This window comes from Thiomicrorhabdus cannonii, from assembly GCF_013391695.1.
Taxonomy (GTDB): domain Bacteria; phylum Pseudomonadota; class Gammaproteobacteria; order Thiomicrospirales; family Thiomicrospiraceae; genus Thiomicrorhabdus; species Thiomicrorhabdus cannonii.
Genome location: NZ_JACBGH010000004.1, coordinates 140,544 through 160,769, shown reverse-complemented (window position 1 = coordinate 160,769; position 20,226 = coordinate 140,544). Strand labels below are relative to the sequence as shown.

Annotated in this window: 18 protein-coding genes and 1 tRNA gene; 8 read left to right on the top strand and 11 right to left on the bottom strand. The window is 52.6% G+C overall.

The window, feature by feature from the left end; genetic code table 11:
• The first annotated feature begins 31 nt into the window (after positions 1-31).
• Positions 32-1,135, top strand: a complete 1,104-nt coding sequence (locus HZ297_RS06520; protein WP_178862189.1) for an AI-2E family transporter — start codon at positions 32-34, stop codon at positions 1,133-1,135.
• Between the two features lie 64 nt (positions 1,136-1,199).
• On the top strand, positions 1,200-2,291 hold the full coding sequence (locus tag HZ297_RS06515; protein ID WP_178862188.1) for an MBL fold metallo-hydrolase: 1,092 nt from the start codon (positions 1,200-1,202) through the stop codon (positions 2,289-2,291).
• Positions 2,292-2,521: 230 nt separating this feature from the next.
• Here the strand turns inward: HZ297_RS06515 and folE2 are convergent, their stop codons facing one another.
• From folE2 to HZ297_RS06495, 4 genes are all read right to left on the bottom strand, one after another.
• Positions 2,522-3,484: a GTP cyclohydrolase FolE2 gene (folE2, locus tag HZ297_RS06510; RefSeq protein WP_178862187.1), complete on the bottom strand. Its 963-nt coding sequence runs from the start codon at positions 3,482-3,484 to the stop codon at positions 2,522-2,524.
• A gap of 167 nt (positions 3,485-3,651) precedes the next feature.
• A complete protein-coding gene (locus HZ297_RS06505) occupies positions 3,652-4,689 on the bottom strand; it encodes a CobW family GTP-binding protein (protein WP_178862186.1) in 1,038 nt (345 codons plus the stop codon).
• A gap of 11 nt (positions 4,690-4,700) precedes the next feature.
• Positions 4,701-6,053: an FAD-dependent oxidoreductase gene (locus tag HZ297_RS06500; protein WP_178862185.1), complete on the bottom strand. Its 1,353-nt coding sequence runs from the start codon at positions 6,051-6,053 to the stop codon at positions 4,701-4,703.
• Between the two features lie 173 nt (positions 6,054-6,226).
• Positions 6,227-6,604 (bottom strand): ArsR/SmtB family transcription factor, encoded by a 378-nt coding sequence (locus HZ297_RS06495; RefSeq protein ID WP_178862184.1) that lies wholly within the window; start codon positions 6,602-6,604, stop codon positions 6,227-6,229.
• 148 nt (positions 6,605-6,752) lie between these two features.
• Here HZ297_RS06495 and HZ297_RS06490 point away from each other — a divergent pair, with 148 nt between their 5' ends.
• From HZ297_RS06490 to arsJ, 4 genes are all read left to right on the top strand, one after another.
• Positions 6,753-7,724, top strand: a complete 972-nt coding sequence (locus tag HZ297_RS06490; RefSeq protein WP_218644561.1) for a permease — start codon at positions 6,753-6,755, stop codon at positions 7,722-7,724.
• Positions 7,725-7,759: 35 nt separating this feature from the next.
• A complete protein-coding gene (locus HZ297_RS06480; RefSeq protein WP_281357415.1) occupies positions 7,760-8,416 on the top strand; it encodes an MTH895/ArsE family thioredoxin-like protein in 657 nt (218 codons plus the stop codon).
• Positions 8,417-8,495: 79 nt separating this feature from the next.
• On the top strand, positions 8,496-9,518 hold the full coding sequence (locus tag HZ297_RS06475; protein ID WP_178862183.1) for an ArsJ-associated glyceraldehyde-3-phosphate dehydrogenase: 1,023 nt from the start codon (positions 8,496-8,498) through the stop codon (positions 9,516-9,518).
• Positions 9,519-9,698: 180 nt separating this feature from the next.
• Complete coding sequence (arsJ, locus tag HZ297_RS06470) at positions 9,699-10,883, top strand: organoarsenical effux MFS transporter ArsJ (protein ID WP_178862182.1); 1,185 nt, start codon at positions 9,699-9,701, stop codon at positions 10,881-10,883.
• A 129-nt stretch (positions 10,884-11,012) separates the two neighbouring features.
• On the opposite strand, the gene HZ297_RS06465 is transcribed toward arsJ, so the two are convergent.
• Entirely contained in the window at positions 11,013-12,152 is a 1,140-nt protein-coding gene (locus HZ297_RS06465; protein ID WP_178862181.1) for a YeeE/YedE family protein, read from the bottom strand.
• Between the two features lie 165 nt (positions 12,153-12,317).
• Here HZ297_RS06465 and HZ297_RS06460 point away from each other — a divergent pair, with 165 nt between their 5' ends.
• On the top strand, positions 12,318-13,817 hold the full coding sequence (locus HZ297_RS06460; protein ID WP_178862180.1) for a thymidine phosphorylase family protein: 1,500 nt from the start codon (positions 12,318-12,320) through the stop codon (positions 13,815-13,817).
• Between the two features lie 2 nt (positions 13,818-13,819).
• Here HZ297_RS06460 and HZ297_RS06455 read toward each other — a convergent pair whose 3' ends face one another.
• The 4 genes from HZ297_RS06455 to HZ297_RS06440 form a co-directional block, all read right to left on the bottom strand.
• Entirely contained in the window at positions 13,820-14,056 is a 237-nt protein-coding gene (locus tag HZ297_RS06455; protein ID WP_178862179.1) for a (2Fe-2S)-binding protein, read from the bottom strand.
• A gap of 74 nt (positions 14,057-14,130) precedes the next feature.
• Positions 14,131-14,207 (bottom strand) — tRNA-Arg (locus HZ297_RS06450).
• 279 nt (positions 14,208-14,486) lie between these two features.
• Complete coding sequence (locus tag HZ297_RS06445; protein WP_178862178.1) at positions 14,487-15,704, bottom strand: alginate export family protein; 1,218 nt, start codon at positions 15,702-15,704, stop codon at positions 14,487-14,489.
• Between the two features lie 387 nt (positions 15,705-16,091).
• Positions 16,092-17,843 carry a sigma-54 interaction domain-containing protein gene (locus HZ297_RS06440; RefSeq protein WP_218644560.1) on the bottom strand — a complete coding sequence of 584 codons (1,752 nt, stop codon included), beginning with the start codon at positions 17,841-17,843 and terminating at the stop codon, positions 16,092-16,094.
• A 45-nt stretch (positions 17,844-17,888) separates the two neighbouring features.
• Between HZ297_RS06440 and HZ297_RS12205 the strand changes: the two genes are divergently transcribed.
• Positions 17,889-18,104, top strand: a complete 216-nt coding sequence (locus tag HZ297_RS12205; protein WP_178862177.1) for a Rho-binding antiterminator — start codon at positions 17,889-17,891, stop codon at positions 18,102-18,104.
• Positions 18,105-18,136: 32 nt separating this feature from the next.
• Here the strand turns inward: HZ297_RS12205 and HZ297_RS06430 are convergent, their stop codons facing one another.
• Positions 18,137-18,973, bottom strand: a complete 837-nt coding sequence (locus tag HZ297_RS06430; protein WP_178862176.1) for an ABC transporter permease — start codon at positions 18,971-18,973, stop codon at positions 18,137-18,139.
• Positions 18,970-20,223 carry an ABC transporter substrate-binding protein gene (locus HZ297_RS06425; RefSeq protein WP_178862175.1) on the bottom strand — a complete coding sequence of 418 codons (1,254 nt, stop codon included), beginning with the start codon at positions 20,221-20,223 and terminating at the stop codon, positions 18,970-18,972. The genes HZ297_RS06430 and HZ297_RS06425 overlap by 4 nt, the downstream gene beginning before the upstream one ends.
• Between the last annotated feature and the right edge of the window lie 3 nt (positions 20,224-20,226).

Here is a 20,226-nt window from a genome sequence, read left to right as displayed (position 1 = left end):
TTGGTTTTTTTATGATTTCTCGGAGTTTATTATGCGTGCAAATGCGCCTTATGAGGAAGGCTTTTTACTGATTTTACTCATCCTCGCCCTGTTTGGTCTGTTGTGGCTGTTTGCGCCTTTTTTGGAAGCGTTGTTCTTCGCGATGATTCTGGCAACCGCGACTTACGGTTTTTATAGCAAATTACTGCCGCATTGCAAAAACTCACCGACGCTGGCGGCTTCGGGCATGAGTTTGCTGGTGTTTTTAGGGGTGATTGCGCCGGTGACCTATCTGCTGGTGGAGGTGAGTTTGCAGGTGGGGCACTTATACGGCGATGCCCAGAGCTGGTTTGCGCAGCAGAACGCCGAGAGTCTGGTGCAGCTTAACAAGAGTCTGTTAAGCCACCTGCCGATAGGCGAGGAGGCGCAGTTGAGCGCGTTGGAACAGTTGCGCGCCAATTCCGAGAAGATCATTGCCGGCGCGCAGAAAGTCACGTTTTTCTTGTTGGAGGGCATTGTCGGCAGTACCTCGTCGTTTCTGACCTTTTTGGGGTTGTCGGTGTTTGCGCTGTTTTTCTTTTACCGCGACGGCCACCGCATCGCCCATCACATCAAGGTGCTGTCGCCGCTCGAAAACTATTACGACAAGATGATTATGGACCGTTTTGCCAGTCTGTCGACGGTGCTGACGCTGTCGGTACTGGGGATTGCGCTGATGCAGGGGCTGTCGTTTGCGCTGGTGGCGTGGTTTTTGGGGTTACCCGGCCTGTTCATTGGTTTGGCGATTGCGGTGGCGTCGTTTATTCCGGTGGTGGGCGCGGCCCTGGTGTGGATTCCGGTGGCGGTGTTGGCCGGTTTGCAGGGCGATTATTGGACTGCGGCGATTATTGCTTTCTGGGGTGTGGTGGTGACCGGATTTGTCATCGACAACATTATGCGTCCGGTGATGATGAGTGCGATTACGCGCTCGTTGGGTGAAAAAGGGCATGGCTTGGCGGTGGCCAATCATACGCTGCTGACGGTGCTTTCGACCTTTGCCGGTCTGATCCATTTTGGGGTGATCGGGCTGTTTTTCGGCCCGGTGATTGCGGCGATGGCCATCACCATTTTCGATGTCTACGAGCATAAAAATTCTAATTTGCTCGATAGAACTTAGTGATAAGTGCCTAAAATTGAAAATGTTATGATGTGTAGCGGTCACTATGGTCAAGGAGGAAAGCATGAAGAAAACTATCATTGCGCTGGCAACGTCGTCAGCACTGCTATACGCTCATCAAGTTTTTGCAGCTCATGAGGATCCTTATGTGGCGGGCTTTGAGGCCTATGCCAAGGAGCTGGCCAATATCAGCCCGATGATGCATGAGTCGATCGATACTTATGCCAAGGATGTCATTAAAACCGAAAAGAGCGCCGGGTATATCGGCAAGGTTCTGCCGATTCCGCAACCCCAGGAAGTGATGCCGGGTGTGTATGCCGTGGTGGGCAGCATGATCTGGCACAACCCCTCCAACTTCGGCTTGAATAACAACCTGTCGTTTATCGTCTTCAAAGACGGTGTGTTTGTGTTTAACGCCGGCGCCAATCCGGCCTTGGCGTACAGCCTGCATCAGCAGATCAAAAAGGTCACCAACAAACCGGTCAAATGGGTGGCGGTTGAAAACAACCAGGGGCATGCCTATCTCGGCGCCAGTTACTGGGTGGATGTGGGTGTCAAAAACCTCTATTCCAGCACCATGGCCAACCAGCAGTTTGACGAAGCGTTTGATTTCATCAAGGAAGAGTGGGGAACCCGTGTCGGCAGAGAGATCACCGACCCGGCGCGTAATGTTTCCGACAAATTCACGACCTACGACGGCGAGTTGACGATAGACGTCGGCGACGGCGAGAAAGTCATTCTGAAAGATTTCGGCCCGGGCCACACGCCCGCTTCCACCAGTGTCTATGTGCCGTCGCGCAAACTGCTGCTGTCCGGCGATTTAGGCTTCAACGAACGTATGCCGGTGTTCTTCAACTACACCGACTCCTTTGCATGGGAAGCGTCGTTTAAGAACATGCTGGGGCAAATTCCGGCCGACACCACGGTGATTCCGGGGCACGGCACGCCGGCCAGCCTCGAGACGATTAAACATCAGACCTACGATTATCTGGTATACCTGCATCAGCAGGTCAAGAAGGTGGTCGATGCCGGCGGTAACGGCGACGCTGCCGAGGCGATTGACCAGTCGATGTACAAAGACCGTCCGGTGTTCGATCAGGCGGCACCGACTAACGCGAGACATGTGTACCGCGAGCTCACTGGCGGCGACTTCTGATTTGGGTCTGATTTGGTGAATTTCTGCGTTGGATTCGAGTTCGTTTAGTTTAACTAAACGTCTCTCGAATCCGCCTTGACCTTCACGCAAATCATCTCCCAAATCGGTTTAGGTTGGGTTGGCGCATTTGAAATAACCCGGCCTGTTGAGTTTTTGTTGAGTAAGGTTTTAGCGCCATAAAAAAGCCCGCATTTGCGGGCTATTTTGTTTTTGGCTACAGGAAACGATGGTTATTTCATCGGATCCATATAGTTGGGCTCGTCGTTGTAGCCGTTTTCGATGCCCTTGGTGACAATGGCCACGGCATCGTGCGGATGCAGGCTTTCGAGGTGGTTGACGCGTACCCAGAAGTCGAGATACTCGGCGCTGTTGTCCAGACGGTTTTGCAGGCGGCGTGCCGCGTCTTCGCAGAACATGAGGTTGCTGGCGTTGAGGCGGGCGAATTCCTGTTCGTCTTCACGTTTGACGGTGGCTTGTACCGGCGTTTGCAGCGCGTCTTCGATGTGGTTGATCAAGTCGGAGATTTCCAGCTGGTCGCCGGCCTGCACTTTGACCTTAACCTGCGCGTAGGAGCGCTGACTGTGCGGTGTGGCGTTGATGCCTTCGGGCGTGCCCAGCCAGGCCAGAACCGTATTGTAGTCCAGCGACTTTCCGGCAAACTGCGCTTCGAACGCTTCCTGAATCAGCTGGCGCGATAACGCGGCTGAGCAGGGGCAGGTTGAAGAGTAGGGCACTTCGATGGAAAGCTCGCACTCGAATTGGCCGTTGCGCAGCTCACCGCGCAGCGTGGTCGGGTAGTGTTTCCAGCCGCTGTTGTCGCTTTTGAGCGAGAGGCGGCGTTCGTAGTAATCGAACTTGAATTCGACAAAGGCGTGTGTGCTCAAGCCTTGATGCGATTCGACAAACTTGTCCAAAATGGTTTTGACGCGATTCGGTGTCAAGGCTTCCTGCGTGGCGAGCTGATCAAGCAGCAAATACAAGCGTGACATGTGAATGCCTTTGCTTTGCGGGTCGATCAGGTTGACGTAGGCCTGCGCTTGCGAGGACAGGCGCACTTCAACGGCGGCGGAGCCGTCTGCTTGGGCTTGTTTGACTAAAATCGGGAGTTCAATCCCGCTCATTCCTACCCAGTTGAGTTGACCGGATGGACCGTGATGCGGTTGGCATGCGATATCGGGCATGTGCTTGGTCATGCAATTTCCTTCGACTTGTAAGAGGCAGTTTTCTGCCGTGCCAATGGGACTTTTGGCGCGGTAACAGTTTGAATCTGTTGCCATAAAAGCGTCAAAAAAGTCTCATCTAAATGAAAATGAAGAGCAATTCTAGCAAACTTTGGGAAATGGCATCGCCTTAATTCCGATTATTTTGCTCTGTTATTAAGATTGTTAATGGTGGCGGCCAGAGACAATTCAAGGTCGTTTTCCGTGAGTTCGACCTCGTTGTTGAAGAGCAGCTCCAAGCGGCTGTCCTGCCGCCAGGCGATGTCTTCGAAGGTGAGTTGGCCGTCGCTCCAGTTGATCAGCTGCCACTCGTTGCCGGTTTTAAGCAGGCCCTTGGCGCGTGCCAGATGGGGCGAGATTTCGTTAAAAAAGGCTTTAAGGGCGATGCGGTTGAACTGCGTTTGGGCACTGAAAATCCAGCCGAGTGCGCGTAATCTGGCGGTTTTTGCGTCGTGAGAAACCCAGCAGGCCGGGTGTTGCGGCAGGCTGCTGGTGTATTTTGTATTTGCACAGGCCAGGTGCTCGGCGTGTTCATCCAGCCCTTGCAGAAACAGCAAGGGCGCAGGTTGGTGCGGGCGCTGCAGTTGCGTCCAGTCCAGGCGGCCGAACTGGGTGGCGATAACGGCTGTTTTGGGCGGGTAAAGCCCGTTGAGCAAGGCGACCGCCTGCTGCTGCAGTTCAGACCCGGCCTGGTCGGTTTTATTGAGCACAATCAGATCGGCCAGCGTGACCAGATCGCGCATCACCGCCGATTTCTGCCAGCGTTCCGGCGTGAGTTGCGAAGGGGTGATGACGCAGACCACGGCCTGCAGAGCGAGCGGTCGTGCAAAGGCGGTGCGCTTTAGGGTATCGAGCAGTTTGGCCGGATGGCCGAGCCCGGTGGGTTCGATAAACAGCCGGTCGAGCGGTTGTTGCAACAGAGTGTGCAATGCTTGGGTGAGGCCGTGTTGTGCGGTGCAGCAGACGCAGCCGCCGGAAACTTCCTGGATGTGTACGTGTTCGCCGCTGTTGGTCGCTTGCAGGGTGGCGGCGTCCAAATCAATGTCGCCAAACTCGTTAATGAGAATGCCCCAGCGTTCGTTAGCCGGTTTTTGCGAGATCAGATGACGCAGCAGAGTGGTTTTGCCGCTGCCCAGCAGGCCGGTAATCAGGTGCGTGGGCAGGGCGTTGACTGGCATTTAACGCAGACTTATTTGAAGAACAGCAGGTCTTCGCCGTCCAGCAGGTCTTCGACCAGTTGCTCTTTGTTGAGGTGGATGCCCAGACGTTCGGCGATAATCTGCGCGTCGCGGTAGGCGTTCCCCAAACAGGTGGTGGCGCCCGGCGACGGGGTCATATTGAAAATCAGGTTTTCGTTTTCCGGTACGATGCTGGCTTCGCCGAGCTTCAGTTTCATCTCGGTTTTGTCGATGACCTGCGGGCGCAAGCCGCCGATTCCGGAGGCGTATTCCAAATCCTGCGGTTTCAGATCAGGCAGGATTTTCTGCGCGTCCTTGGCGAACAGACGGGTGCGCAACCACGGAATCTCAAACGCAAAGTTGCGGAAGATGTAGTTGCGGATGGTGCTGTCTTTCATCAGGTCCCAGAAGACTTTGATGACTTTGAAATCGAGCTTCAGGCTCTTCCAGAAATCCCAGTAGGTGCCGCCGGTGTAACGTTCCAGTTTAGGGAGCACCAGTGCCGTTGGTCCCAAGCGGGTTTTATCCATTTCCACTAGATCTGGGTCGCCGTGCAGGGCGGCAAACGGCAGTTTGTCGTTCTGCATGGTGTAGACTTTGCCGTTCAGAATCTTCGGTACATAGTAGAAGCTGCCCGCCATCGGCAAAATCGACATATTCAGCCCATGCCCCAGCTGGTTGGCCAGCAGCAGGCTGTGCGCACCGGCGGATACCACCACAAAGCTGGCCAAAAAGGTGCCTTGCGGCGTGGTCAGTTCATAGTGGTCGTCGAAGCGTTTGATCTTGGTGACTTGCGAGCTCAAGGAGACATTGATCTCCTTGCCGTATTTGCGCGCGCTGTTGATGAACGATTTTGACAGGTTGCCGTAGTTGACCGCCGAATATTCGTCGGTACAGCCGGACGCCAGGATTTTCTCGGGGCGCGGCTTGCCGTCTTTCAGGGCAACGGCCGGCTCGACTTCGGCGATGCGCTCCGCATCCCACAGTTCCATGTAAGGGAAGGCGTCGGCAAATTTGTGGTGGCGCTCTTCAAGGCGCGCGCACTCGTCCTCACCCACCGCCAGAATCATTTTGGGGAATTTGAAAATAAAGTCGTTCTTTTCCACCTGCTTGGCGTAGTTGACCAGCATATTGGCCTGGCGTTTGACGATGATGGCCTTTTCCAGGGTGTAGTTGGTTTCGATGTCGCCGCAGTGCAAGGTCTGGCTGTTGCTGCGCGCATTGGAGTTAAGCGGAGCGAGCGAGCCGTACTTTTCGAGGACGGCAATGGATTTCACATCGCTGTATTTAGACAGCACATAGGTGAGCGCACAACCGGAAATTCCGCCGCCCACAATGACGACATCAAACACTCTATTTTTCATTTACCCAACTCTTAAGGTGATAAGGTGAAAGGACATAAGCAGACTATTATATAAAATTCTGGTCTAAGAAAGTGGGCAAAGTGATCTTTAAGTCACTGTTTTTTGAGGCGCTTACGGATAAAAACGCATGTTTTTTTGCCGGGTTTTTATATGCGGCACGCGCTTGGCAGCGTTTAGTCCGCAGAAGGCAGCGAGCATTTTCTGGGTTGCTGTTCGTAGGTTGCAAGTTCCTCCAGGTCGTCAGCCAGAATCGTCCCCAACTGTTGTTTCATTAGCTCTAACTGCAGCAGGCTGAGCGTGTCCGGCTGGATGGCGTAATGCATCCAGGTGCCTTCGCGCCAGGCGCGCACCACATTGGCGTTTTTAAGGGTGGCCAGATGGCGTGAAACGGTGCTTTGGTTGAGCGCCAGGACTTCCGTCAGATCGCAGACGCACAGGTTGTCGCGCTGCAACAGCAGGTGCACGATACGCAGGCGCACCGGTTCAGAGAGCGCCTTGAAGGTTTGCGTCAGGGCTTCCAGTTGCGGGTTGTGATTGAGGTCCGTATTCATATTTCCATGTGTTGATATTTAATTGGGTCAATGTTTCATAGGGTGCATTTTGCAGGATTTGCTTCCAAAAGGCGAATTCCGCTTGCGGTTTGTATCTCTCCTGAATATTATATATCCGTATATGCGAATATACAAAATGAGATAGAGTATGTTATCCCTGTTTGATGCTTTGGGAAATTGGATTGCGCTGCAGTTGCTTGGACTGTCGGCGCACACGGCGCTGGCGCAGGCGGTGAGTTTCTGGGTGGCGGACATTGCCAAACTTTTCTTTCTACTGGTGCTGATCATCTATCTGATGGGATTGCTGCGTGCTTATGTTTCCACCGAGAAAATCCGCGATAGTGTGATGGGCAAACCGCTCTGGTTGGGGCGCTCGCTGGCGATCACGTTGGGTTCTATCACCCCTTTCTGCTCGTGTTCGTCGGTTCCCTTGTTTATCGGTTTTGTCGAGGCGCGTATTCCGCTGACCATCACCTTTGCGTTTTTGATTGCCAGTCCGATGGTTAACGAAGTGGCGGTGGTGCTGTTGATTACGCTGCTGGGGTGGCAGGTGGCTTTGGCCTATGTGTTAACGGGGATGGTCGTGGCGTATGTCGGTTCGGTGGTGATCGGCTGGTTCAAGCCGGAGCGCTGGGTAGAGTCTTACGTTTGGGAGATCAAACGTCGTCAGCAGCAGGAGCAGCAGGCGGTGGTGCAAGGCTGGCAGTTGCGTCATCAGTTTGCCTGGAACGAGGTCAAGGTGATCGTCAAACGCATCTGGCATTGGGTGGTGATTGGTATTACCGTCGGGGCGCTGTTTCATGGTTATGTGCCGGAGAGTTGGGTCAGCGAACATCTGGCCGATGCCGGTAATTGGTGGAGCGTGCCGGCGGCGGTGTTGTTGGGCGTGCCCTTGTATTCCAATGCCACCGGCGTGATTCCGGTAGTGGAGGCGATGTTGGCCAAGGGCGTGCCGTTGGGAACCAGTTTGGCGCTGATGATGAGCATTGCCGCATTGTCGTTGCCGGAACTGCTGATTTTAAGAAAGGTCATTCGCTGGCCGGCGTTGGGATTGTTTGCGGGTGTCTTGGCGGTGGCCTTTATGCTGGTGGGTTATGGTTTCAATTATTTTTATGCTTAAATTTTAAGCACTTTGTGATTCAAAAGGAGAAAGAGATGACTATTGCAGTGAAGGGCAATCGCCCGTTGCGTTTTTTTGCCGTGATGATGTTGGTTCTGTTGGCGGTATCGCATTTTATGGGGCAGATCGACCTGACCAAGGTTTCGTTTTTATGGCTGATGATTTTGATGGCGGTCAATGCCATTCAGGCGTCGTTTACGGGTTTCTGTCCGATGTTCAAAAACGCCCGTGGTGAATGTGTGGCTTGCGGCGTGGTGTGCGATGCGGAATCCACAGCGAAAAGCGGAGGATGTTGCAGCGACAATAACGCTTGCTGCGAGTCTGAAAAAACGGCTGAAAAAACTCAACAGGCCGGGTGCTGCGGCGGTGAAACTGGTTGCTGTGGCGACAGCGAGCCTAAAACGGCATGCTGTGACAGTTCATCAAACCATGCTTGTTGCGGTAGCGATGCGCTGGTTGTCAAGGTATTGGGCACGGGCTGCGCCACCTGCAACAATACCGCCGCGTTGATCGAGCAGGTGGCGGAAAAACTGGATCGTGAAGTCTGCATCGTGAAGGTTGAAGATGTGGCCGAAATCGCCGCTTATGGGGTGATGAGCACGCCGGCTATCGTGATGGATGAAAAGGTCGTCCATGCCGGTGGTATGCCCAGTGCCGAGCAGGTTGAGACTTGGTTGAAGGCGGCCGACTAACTTTCATGGGCTTGTCACCTGATTGTCATCTCAATCGGGTGTAATAGCCGCCGTTCAAATTGAGAAAAAGGAAACAGTCATGACGGTAAAAGTGGCGATTAACGGTTTCGGGCGCATGGGGCGTCTGGCGTTGCGTGTGGCCTATGATTGGCCGGAAGTGGAGTTTGTGCATATCAATGAGATCGCCACCGATGCGTACGGTTCGGCGCATCTGCTCAATTTCGATTCGGCGCACGGCCGTTGGCACCATGAGGCGCATGAAGATGCCGATCAGATCATTATCGGCGAGCATGCAATCAGTTATTCGCAGAATAAGGAGATCGCTGCGACCGATTGGGCGGCGTTGGAAGTGGATGTGGTATTGGAATGCACCGGCAAATTCCGCACCCGCGAAAGTTTGCAGCCGTATCTGGAGCAGGGCGTCAAACAGGTGATTGTGGCCGCGCCGATGAAAGAGGGTATCAAGAACATCGTCATGGGTGTCAATGACGGCATTTTTGTGGCCGGAGAAGACAGCATTATCACCGCCGCCTCCTGCACCACCAACTGCATCGCGCCGGTCATCAAGGTGTTGCATGAGCAGATCGGTATCAAGCACGGCATGATCACCACGATGCACGACCGCACCAACACGCAGAAGGTGGTCGATCACGGTCATAAGGATCTGCGCCGCGCACGCGCCGGGTTCGAATCGCTGATTCCGACTTCGACCGGTTCGGCCACGGCAATCGGCACGATTTTTCCGGAGCTGAACGGCTGCTTGAACGGCATCGCGGTGCGCGTCCCGCTGATGAACGCCTCTTTGACCGATCTGGTGCTGGAGATGCAGCGCGAAACTTCGGTGGAAGAGGTCAACGCTTTGTTCAAAACGGCATCGGAAACCTATCTGAAGGATATTCTGGGGTACGAAGAGCGCCCGCTGGTGTCGGTGGATTACGAAGGCGAGTTGTGTTCGTCGGTGATTGATGCGCCCTCCACGATGGTGGTCGACGGCACGCAGTTGAAAGTGCTGGCGTGGTACGACAATGAAATCGGCTACGTGGCGCGCATGATGGAGCTGGCGGTCAAAGCCGGTTTGGCGAATCAGTTACTGGGCGAATAACGACACGTTGCACCACAGAGACACCGAGACACTGAGGAGGTTTGGTTGTGTTGCAATTGATGGTTGAATTCAAGCGCAAAATATTCCGAGCCGGCCTGTTGAGTTTTTTGGCACTTGAACTGTTCTAAATACTCGGTGTCTCTGTGCCTCTGTGGTTAAAAATTCTTAAAAGAGTCAATGATGAATCCCATACAACAATACGCTATTGTCACCGCCAATTACTGGGCGTTTACGCTGACCGACGGCGCTTTGCGCATGTTGGTGCTGCTGTTTTTCTATCAGCAGGGTTACAGTCCGTTTGAGTTGGCCTTGCTGTTTGTGTTGTATGAGTTCTTTGGCATTGTCACTAATCTGCTGGGCGGTTGGCTCGGCGCTCGCTTGGGTCTGAAAGTGACCATGGACGTGGGGTTGATATTGCAGATAGTCGCGCTGCTGATGCTGACGCTCAATCCCGACTGGCTCACGGTCGCCTATGTGATGGTGGCGCAGGCGCTGTCGGGCATTGCCAAAGACCTCAATAAAATGAGCGCCAAAAGCAGCATTAAAAGTCTGGCGAATGACGCCGACGGCACCCTGTATAAATGGGTGGCGCTCTTGACCGGCTCCAAAAACGCCTTGAAAGGGGTGGGCTTCTTTATCGGCGGTTTGCTGTTGACGACGATCGGTTTTGAAAATGCGCTGTATAGCCTAGCCGGCCTGTTGAGTTTGGCGTTGCTGGTGTCGCTGCTGTTTCTGGATAACCGTTTGGGACAGGCGAAAAACAAGCCGAAATTCACACAGCTTTTCTCGAAAAGCCCAGCCATCAACGGTCTGTCGGCGGCGCGGTTTTTCCTGTTCGGCGCGCGCGACATCTGGTTTGTGGTCGCCTTGCCGGTCTATCTGGCGGGTGTGCTCGGCTGGAGCCATGCCGAGATCGGCGCTTATCTGGCGTTGTGGATTATCGGTTACGGTCTGATTCAGGCGATGGCGCCAAAACTGACCGGCAAGCAGGCGAAAACCTTGCCCACCTCGGTCACGGCCATGAAGCTCGCGTTTGCGTTGGCGGCGATTCCGGTGGCGATGGGTTTGGTGCTGCAATTTGAAACCAAATGGGTGTTGCTGGTGGGCTTGATGGTGTTTGCGGTGGCGTTTGCCCTGAACTCGGCGGTACATTCCTACCTGATTGTGGCTTACGCCGACGCCGATGGCGCGTCGAAAGACGTGGGTTTTTACTACATGGCCAATGCCGGCGGGCGTTTGGCCGGCACTTTGTTGTCGGGTTATGTCTATCAGGTGGGCGGCATGGAAGCCTGTCTGTTCTTGGCGGCGGCGTTTGTGGTGATTGCCGGCGCTTTGGCCGGGCGTATCGCACCGCAGGAAATTTAATTTTGATTAATCATTGATTGAATTTCTAAACCACAGAGTACACGAAGCGCACGAAGACCGGATTGAGAGACGTTTTTCACCTTGATTGAAATCTTCGTGATCTTAGTGTACTTCGTGGTTTATTTGGCTTTATCCTAAGCGCACCTGCTGGCGGATTTTAACGCCGATATAATTACCCATTAACGCAAATACCAGCCACACCCAGCCGTGGCCGCTGCCCGAGGCGATGCCGCTGAAAAAGGCGCCGATATTGCAGCCGGAGGCCATCACCGCACCCAATCCCATAATCGCCCCGCCAATCATGCTGGCGCTCAGGCCGCGCAATGTGACGGCGACTTTTTCGCGCGGCTTGATCAGCGATACGGTCAAAGCCCCCAAAATCACGCCCAACGTGGTCAGACTGACCGGGTTGTCCAGCCAGCTTTGGTTCATGCGCGTGGCGTTTTCCATCGTATAGCTCCAGAAACTCCAATCCAGCGGCAGATTGAGCAGATCAATCAGACGGCTGCCCCAGTAAGGGAAGATCGAGGCGATCGACCACGGCTGGCCGCTGATGAACAATAGCGAGGCGTTGAGGATTGCCAAACTGATGCCCGCCAGCAGAAAGGGGTGGCCTGTTGGGTTTTTCCACAGCGCTTCAATGCGTGCATGGCGCTGCTGTTCCAGACGTGAAAGCAATAGGTAGAGCGCCGCTAAAAGTCCCAGTTGCAGCACTAATCCTAAAATCCAGCCGAAAGAGAGTTGAAAGGCGAAGGGCTCCAGTGCCGGCCAGTTATTCCAGGTATCGTAGCTGTAGGCGGCGAAAGTGCCGCCGATGACCATGAACAGCAGGGTGGTGAAGGAGAGCGGTTGCAGCTGTCCGGCACGGTTCAGCGTTCCCGAGGTGCAGCCGCAGCCGATCTGCATGCCGATACCGAAAATAAAGGCGCCGACCGGCAGTGCCAGGCCGATGGTGCGGATAAAGCCGTTAAAGTTCTGTTGCTGCCAGTTTTCCATCGCCAAAAGCGGTGCGAAGAGCACAATGGCGATGCCGAGCATCCACACAATGGCGCGCATGCCGCTGGTTTTGCGCGCGCTCAGCAGCTCGCGGAAACTGCTGCTGAAACCGAAGTGAAAATAGTTCAATGCCGCGCCCATCAAGGCGCCGATATAGAGCAGCAGGGCGCTCGTCGGCAGGCCTTTGGCCGGTTGCAGCAAGGCAAAAATCAGCAGCGGACTCAGTAGGATGAGCGCAAGCGGCAGCGGGGTAAGGCGTAAATGGGCAAGCATAATCGTATCCGTGACAGGGTGTTTTCCGGTTATTTTAATAAATTATTTTTATCGTTAATAATTAATATAATTTATCCAAATATAGAGCGTGGCAATCGTCGGTTTACGCGGTGGCTTGGGGTAGAATGATAAACGCATACAAGCTAAACGTTAGCCGAGGAAAGCATGGCCAATTTAAAACTGCGACGCATCGCGATTGATACCCACAAAGAAAACGTGGCCTATCTGCACCGGCAGTGCGAAGTCTATCAGATTGAAGGGTTTCAGGCGCTGAGCAAGATCGAGGTGCATGCCAAGGATGACGGCCATTCGGTATTGGCGGTGTTGAATGTGGTTGACGACGACGCGTTTGTGGCGCCCGGCGAGTTGGGTTTGAGCGAGCAGGTGTTCGCCCAGTTCGGTTTGCCGGAAGGGGCGCCGGTGCGTATCTGTCCGGCGTCGCAACCCAAGTCGTTTTCCTATGTGCATCGCAAGATCGCCGGCGAATCGCTCGACTACCAGCAGTACCTTGAAATTATCCGCGACATTGCCGACAACCGTTACTCCAAAATCGAGATGACCGCCTATCTGGTGGCGTGCGCCGAAAGCGGCATGGATCGGGATGAGGTGCTGTATCTGACGCAGGCGATGGTGGACACCGGCGAGCGCATTGATTGGGAGGAGCCGTTGGTGGTGGACAAGCACTGTATCGGCGGGATTCCGGGCAACCGCACCAGTATGCTGATTGTGCCGATTGTGGCGGCTCACGGCCTGTTTATGCCCAAAACCTCCAGCCGTGCGATCACCTCGCCGGCCGGAACGGCCGATACCATGGAGGTGTTCAGCCAGGTCGAACTGAGCATCAAGCAGTTGCAGAAAATCGTGCGTGAATTGCGCGGCAGTCTGGCGTGGGGCGGAACCGCCAAACTGGCACCGGTGGATGATGTGTTGATTGCGGTGGAACGCCCTTTGGCGATGGATTCTCCGGGGCAGATGGTCGCTTCCATCCTGTCCAAAAAACTCGCCGCCGGCGCGACGCATCTGATTGTGGACATTCCGGTGGGGCCGACCGCCAAGGTGCGCTCGCAGCAGTCGGCGATGCGCTTGCGCAAATTGTTTGAGTATGTGGGCGATAACCTCGGGTTGCAGATCGACGTGGTGATTACCGACGGCAGACAGCCGGTGGGGCGCGGTGTCGGGCCTGTTCTGGAAGCGCGGGATGTGTTGCAGGTGTTGGAGAATGCCCCGGCCGCCCCGCAGGATTTGCGTGAAAAAGCGTTGCGTCTGGCCGGGCGGATTATCGAATTTGACCCCGATGTGCGCGGCGGTAAAGGCTATGAGATTGCCCGCGACATTCTCGACTCGGGGCGGGCGCTGGAGAAGTTTAACGCGATTATTCTCGCTCAGGGCAAGAAGGAGCAGGTGCTGACACCGGGCAAGTTGACGTTTGATGTGCTCGCCGAAAAAGACGGCCGTGTCTGCGCCATCGATAACCTGCAGATCGCCCGCATCGCCAGTTTGGCCGGTGCGCCTCTGGACAAGGGGGCGGGGGTGTATTTGCACAAAAAATTGGATCAGGCGGTGCGCAAGGGTGAGCCGTTATACACCGTGTATGCAGAGTTTCAGGCCGATCTCAACTTCGCCAAAGAGGCGATTTTGCACAATAACGGCGTCGAGCTCGAATAAACTCAGTCGCCGCTTTCAGGCGAGGCCAGGCACTCCAACAGGTCTTCAATTTGTCTGCGGCAGCAGCCGTTGCCGTCCGATGCATAGGTTTTCTGTCGCACGGCTTCAAGGTCGTGTGCACCTTCCGCGATCGCCGCAATCACCCTGATTTTAGGCACTTCATTACAGACGCAAAGATTGCGGTCCAAATTCCGTTTTAAAATTTCCGGCAGTTGTTCAAGTGCTTCATCAACAGTCATAAGGTCTGAGTTAGCTTGGGTGTTGTAGTGAAGGAGGAACGGTCGCATCCGTAATTGGATGGCGTATGGAATAATGGCGCGCCCGAGAAGATTCGAACTCCCGGCCTCTCCCTCCGGAGGGGAGCGCTCTATCCAGCTGAGCTACGGGCGCGTGTTTTAAGGGTTTTGTATTATAAGGGTTTCGGAAAGGCATTTATAGTGCAAATGCGTTCAAAAGAACAGGTTCTCTTGATCTGTGTTGTTGTTTATATTGGAGGCTGTTGATTTCTGGTGTTTAGGATAACAGGGAGAGGCGGATACGTTGCCGCGTGGTTTGGCAAATTTTTGATAGATGGTGAATAAGAAAAGCGACGATTAAGTCGCTTTCCGGGTTGTGGCCATAAGACCACTAGGCGAAATTGGAAAACACGTTAAATGAAGTCATGAAGGATTAAAATTTCATTTCACCCCACACCCAAATTTTATTGGTATCTTTGTAGGTATAGTCATTCGAAGCTGCAAACGACGCGTATTTAATGCCGGCAGTGTAGGTCTTATCGAACTTTTTAAGTGCCAGTAGATCGTACTCTGTGCCGTAATTGATGTTGCCTTTATCCGAAGTAAAGTCATGGTACGTGGCCGCTAGTTTTAAGCCAAAGGCACTGCCGGATAGGTTGATGTATTTGTCCACTAGACCGTTCGCTGGCGTGGCAAGAAACATATCTGCCCAGCCGTTATAAAGGTGAAGGGTGGCAAGCGGTGTTTGGAATGCATGGCTGCCGTTACCACCTAATGTTTCTTGGCCAACCAATACCGTCGCTTTACCAAAGTCTACCCCAAGCTTTCCATGCGTATAATCGCCGCCGATGTTGTCGCTATCGGCATATTCGCTTTGAGAAGCGTACTCTAGATGGTAAATAAGTCCTAGATTGTCTGTTAACTTAGATTTTCCTGCAAATCGGGCCCCCAGCGTTTGGCTGTCTGTTCCGGTTTCATAGTCCAGGAAGTAGCCATACGCGCTTAAAGTCCCAAACGGAATGCCGGTAAAGTCGATTTTTGCAGCGTGACTGGTCATTTCTGAGTCGACGCCCACAGGATTGCTGGCATTAGTGATATAGGCGTAATTCAGATCGACATTAGGAATGTCTTTGGTGTTCAGGCTGACACCGTGGTAAGTCTGCTCTTTTTGACGCCAACCGACGTTACCCAAAAAGCGAGTATCCATGGTGATACGTTGTCTACCCGCTTTTACGTTGGTTTTACCCAGTGTATAGCCAATCCAGGCTTGGTTTAAAACGGTTAGAGATGGGGCAAGTACAACGGCTTTTGCGCTGTCTCCGCCCGCATAAGGACCAGCAGGTACATAGAAGTCTTTGCGATCGCCCAGTGCTGACGTATCTGACATTTCAACAAACGCATTAAAGCCTTTATAGTCTCCCGTTAGATAACCGATACGTGTTCTTGCCGTGATGGCTGAAGCGTCTTCCTTGGTGTCTTGCTCGACGCCTTCATAACGGATGCGGATATCGACCGTCGGTTTGCCCCCTGTTAGGGCTTCTGTAAAACTCTCGGCAGCCGCAGCATATTCCGGCGCGAGTAACAGGCCGGCTCCCAGGGCAGAAGCCTGAAGAATGGAATGGATATGTTGGGATAAAACGTTTTTTCTCATAGTGCTCTCCTTGTTGGTTTGCTAATGACTTAGCTTTAGGAGTGCCATTTTTTGTATTTCTTTTAATAACAATATGATGTGATATTTATTTAAAAATATACATTATATTTGTAGTTTAAATTGGTATTTTTTGTGTTATTGAATGTTAACAAAAGGTTAAACATTGTTTACCTATGTTTACATGGCTTAAGGCGTTGACGTCTTAATGAGAGAATAACCTGTTCTCAGCCAATAAAGGCGGGCGTCTGTGTTTGATAAGCGTTGTGATAAAGAGGGAAGCGAAAAATAATTTAGCCAGGCCGGGTGGGTGACGGCCTTTAGCAATAGAGGGATGAGAGGGTTTGATAAAACGCGAGCAACTTTTTCGTGGCTTACTAACGCTAAGGTCTATTCAAGGTCGAGTTTTTTCAAGCGATAGCCGAATTGGCGCGGCGTCATATTCAATAGCATGGCAGCACGGGTTTTATTGCCGTGAGCAGCATGCAGGGCATTTAAAAGCCTTTCCTTTTCGTTTTCAGACACCCTCCAATAGGCTCTTTTGCTATCCTCATGCAAGAGAGAATCGGGATAAGGATCCACAAAATGATGAGCCGGTTGAGGGCTCTCATAATAGGCGGGTTCTTTAAGCGCAGGCGGGGGCAATTCTGCTCTTGGGGCTTCCGCAGGCGCTTTGTATGGGGTATGAACATCTGTTTCGGACGATGCGTCTTTTAGAATAATGCCGCGTTCTTCAGCGATGATGAGATTGATGAGATCACTGGAGATAAAGCGATGCTTGTCCGCCAGTAACACGGCGCGCTTGACGATATTTTCCAGTTGGCGGATATTCCCAGGCCAATTGTAACTTTCGAGGAATTTCATCGCATCCGGATCAAAAACAGCACTCGCTCCGTATTCTTGGTTGGCTTGGTTGAGGAAATGGCGGGCAAGCAGTTTGATGTCGCCTTGACGGTCGCGCAAAGCGGGCAATTCGATTGGAAAGACATTCAAACGATAGAATAAGTCGAGTCGGAATCGCCCCTGATTGACCTGTTCGTGGAGGTCTTTGTGGGTTGCCACGATAATGCGAATATCAATCGGGATCGGTTTGGTTCCGCCAATGCGTGTAATGCTTCGCTCTTCAAGTACGCGCAGGAGTTTGGCTTGTAAATCAAGTGGCATATCCCCGATTTCGTCGAGGAAGAGGGTGCCGTGGTTGGCAAGTTCCATTTTGCCCTGTTTTGCCTGAATCGCTCCGGTAAAAGCGCCTTTTTCGTGGCCGAATAGTTCGGATTCCAGCAGGTCGGTAGGAATGGCGGAACAGTTAATCGCAATAAACGGCCCGTCTTGTCGGTGTGAGGCCAGATGAAGCATGCGTGAGAAGCGTTCTTTCCCCGTGCCCGATTCGCCTTGCAGCATGACGGTGACAGAGGTGTTGGTGGCCCGTGAAACTTTATTCAATGTCGCAATCAGTGCCGGACTCTCGCCAATGATGCCGTACTGGCTGCCTTGGCCTAAAGCCAATGCCCGGAGTTGTTCGTTTTCTTCTTTTAGAATCTGTGTCTGTTGTTCGATCATGGCGTGAACCGCCAGAATTTCACTGATAAACAGGGCGATCAGTTTGAGCAATCCGAGGTCTTTGTCGAGCTGTCTGTTTCTGTTTGGGGTGCTTAAACGGTTGACGGCGAGTACGCCAATGACGATGTTATTGCGAATGATGGGAGTGGCAATAAAGGAGACTTTTCCCTCCGGAAGGGTCAGGCGGTCGACGGTTCTGAAAAGGTAGTCGTCCTCTTTGTCAATGTCGGAAACAATAATCGGCATACCAGTGTACATGACCTTTCCTGTAATCCCTTCATTGATGGCAAAACGGCTTCGTGAAACCTCTTCGCTGGTCAAACCGTATGAGTAGGCCGTGTACAGGTAGCCTGAAGGCCCGTCCTGAAGCAAAACGCGTCCGCGGTTAAGTCCCATTTGCCGTGAAATAAGGCTAAGAATCGAGTGAATGGCTTTCTGTGGGTTGTTGGCGTTTTCAATCTGTTCTGCAGCTTCTTTGATAACCAGATATTCAGAGTGATTTGCGATGTCCAATAACTCGTTGCTTTTCACTAAGTCGGCCTTTGGAGGGTGGTGGAAGTCAATGTGATTAGTTGAGTTCATGTTATCATTTCGCTCTATGAATCAGAAGGTTGTGAGGGGAAGAAAGTGGCCATATCTTGTGCATTGTACGACCAGCTTGAGCTGTTTTGTATGCGGCATCAGCCGGTTAATCTTGAGTTTCATGACGTTGATGGCGGTTCGATGAGAGTCAACATCAAGATAGCCAATCTGTACGTAAGAGATGGTCGAGAATATCTCATGGACGACTCCGGGCAGGAATATTTATTGGATAATCTGGTAAAGGTTGAAGCCATTGAGTGACGTTCAATGGCTTCAACGATGGGGGAATTAACTTATTCAACGTGCCATGAATAGCGCTTGATCAATTTCATGGCAATGAAGTCCAGCAGGTAACCGATCACGCCGATCACCACCACGATGGCCGCCAGCTTGTCATAATCCAGCGTATCGCGAGCGTCGTTGATGGCGTAGCCCAATCCAGACGTCACGCCCAGATACTCAGCCGGTACTAATACCACCCACGCCACACCGATTGCCAGGCGGATGCCGGCGAAGACGTCCTGTGCAATGGCCGGCATAATCACGCGGCGTAGCATTTGATAGCCGTCTGCGCCGAGGTTTTTAGCCACTCTGAACCAGTTAGGGTCAATGCGTTGCACGCCGTGAGCCGTACCGAAAATAATCGGCCAAACCGTCGCCATCGCCAATAGAAAGATAATCGCCTGATCCCAGGTTTCAAATGCCAATACGGCAATCGGCATCCAGGCCAGCGGGCTGATCATGCGCAGGAACTGGAACGGCATATTCGCGACTTGACGGAAATTGAGGAAATAACCCACCAGTACGCCAACGGGTACGCCAATCACAATCCCCCAGAATAGCCCGATAATAATTCTATATAGGCTGGAGTAGATGGTTTCCCATAAGGTGCCCGATTCGATAAGGTGCCATAAAGACACCAGGGTTGGTCCTGGCGCAAAATTGGCAAACGCTTCGGTATCCGGGTTGGAGGCGATTAAGAGCCCGCCAATCCACCAAAGAACCAACAGGATAGTCATGCCTAGAGTGGCATTGGTTGCACTTTGCATCCACAAAGGCATTTTGCCGTAACCGCTCATGGCGTTTGCAAACCATCCTGCTTTAGGGGTAATGGTTGCTGCTGTTGTCATAGTTCAAATACCTCCTGACGATGGGTCGGATTGCTAAGATCCACTCCTTTGACCTTGTCCCACACGCCGTATTTATCCATCGCGTTTTTGACGAATTCATAATTGACCAGATCTTGTGTCACAAAGTCGGTATCCAGTTCTTTTAGGAAGCTTGTGTTGCCGGTGACCAAGGTTTCTTTTAGCTGGTCAACAATGAACTTGGTTGCTGACGGGTAAGGATAGGGGTTGAAATCGATGCGGCCAACGCCCCAGTCCGGGTGTTTGATGGCATCTGGATTGGCGTAGCTGGCATCGCTGTAATCGGTCATGGCTTTTAACACGACATCAGCCTTCATTGGAAGATAACGTTTGCCTTCTCGTGAAAGCATTTTGGCCACTTCTTCTTTGTTTTCCTGAGCGTAAACCGCGCCGCGGACAACCGCATTCATGACTTTCTGTGACCACTCTTTGCGCTGCTCTGTATCTTCGTCGTGCATACACACTACGCAGCATGGGTGGTTTTTCCAGATGTCACCGGTAAAGCGCAGCATTTTCCCGCCAGCCAGCACTTCACCCGCCGCATTGAAAGGTTCCGCTACGATGTATGCGTCAATCTTTTTGGCTGCCAAGGCAGGCGGCATATCTGGAGGAGGCATGATTTGGAGGTTGACCTGATTCTTTTTAAGAGGCAGGTTCTGATCTTGAATAACAGGCTCCAATCCGGCATTTTTCAGCGCCATTTGCAGCACGATATTGTGCATCGAATACCAGTAAGGAACGGCAACCTGCATGCCACCTAATTCTTCAAAGGCGTTTATGCCGGTATGTTTGCCCACGACTAAACCGGAACCATTGGTGTGTGCCCAACCGGTGATTTTGACGGGAAAATTGTTGTTATAACGCATCCATACAGGAATCGGTTTCAAGAAGTGCACCAAATTGAATTTATGGGCGGCAAAACCTTCGATAAGCGGAGACCAGCCGCGGATAAGCGTGGGTTTTTCGGCTTTTAGTCCTTCTTCCTCAAAAAAGCCCATGCCATGTGCAACAAGCAAAGCGCTGGCATCGGTAATCGGGATGTAGCCGATTCTGACCACTTCATCTTTAGGCATGGCGGGGGCTGCAAAGGCTTGGTTAGGGAGGCTCATAGCCGCCGCCAATCCTCCGGCTGTGGCTAAGCTATCAAGGATGAATTCGCGGCGACCTTTGGCTGGGTTGAATTTATAATCTAGTCGTGACATTTCATTGTCTGGGCTGCAATATTGACACATAGT

Coding starts and splice junctions, on each gene's coding strand:
- HZ297_RS06500 (WP_178862185.1), bottom strand. CDS start 6,053: ATGAAAAATAGAGTGTTTGATGTCGTCATTGTGGGCGGCGGAATTTCC.
- HZ297_RS06425 (WP_178862175.1), bottom strand. CDS start 20,223: ATGTGTCAATATTGCAGCCCAGACAATGAAATGTCACGACTAGATTAT.
- HZ297_RS06455 (WP_178862179.1), bottom strand. CDS start 14,056: ATGACTGTTGATGAAGCACTTGAACAACTGCCGGAAATTTTAAAACGG.
- HZ297_RS06440 (WP_218644560.1), bottom strand. CDS start 17,843: ATGAACTCAACTAATCACATTGACTTCCACCACCCTCCAAAGGCCGAC.
- HZ297_RS06460 (WP_178862180.1), top strand. CDS start 12,318: ATGGCCAATTTAAAACTGCGACGCATCGCGATTGATACCCACAAAGAA.
- HZ297_RS06445 (WP_178862178.1), bottom strand. CDS start 15,704: ATGAGAAAAAACGTTTTATCCCAACATATCCATTCCATTCTTCAGGCT.
- HZ297_RS06520 (WP_178862189.1), top strand. CDS start 32: ATGCGTGCAAATGCGCCTTATGAGGAAGGCTTTTTACTGATTTTACTC.
- HZ297_RS06430 (WP_178862176.1), bottom strand. CDS start 18,973: ATGACAACAGCAGCAACCATTACCCCTAAAGCAGGATGGTTTGCAAAC.
- HZ297_RS06480 (WP_281357415.1), top strand. CDS start 7,760: ATGACTATTGCAGTGAAGGGCAATCGCCCGTTGCGTTTTTTTGCCGTG.
- HZ297_RS06465 (WP_178862181.1), bottom strand. CDS start 12,152: ATGCTTGCCCATTTACGCCTTACCCCGCTGCCGCTTGCGCTCATCCTA.
- HZ297_RS06495 (WP_178862184.1), bottom strand. CDS start 6,604: ATGAATACGGACCTCAATCACAACCCGCAACTGGAAGCCCTGACGCAA.
- HZ297_RS06505 (WP_178862186.1), bottom strand. CDS start 4,689: ATGCCAGTCAACGCCCTGCCCACGCACCTGATTACCGGCCTGCTGGGC.
- HZ297_RS06475 (WP_178862183.1), top strand. CDS start 8,496: ATGACGGTAAAAGTGGCGATTAACGGTTTCGGGCGCATGGGGCGTCTG.
- HZ297_RS06515 (WP_178862188.1), top strand. CDS start 1,200: ATGAAGAAAACTATCATTGCGCTGGCAACGTCGTCAGCACTGCTATAC.
- HZ297_RS06490 (WP_218644561.1), top strand. CDS start 6,753: ATGTTATCCCTGTTTGATGCTTTGGGAAATTGGATTGCGCTGCAGTTG.
- arsJ (WP_178862182.1), top strand. CDS start 9,699: ATGAATCCCATACAACAATACGCTATTGTCACCGCCAATTACTGGGCG.
- folE2 (WP_178862187.1), bottom strand. CDS start 3,484: ATGACCAAGCACATGCCCGATATCGCATGCCAACCGCATCACGGTCCA.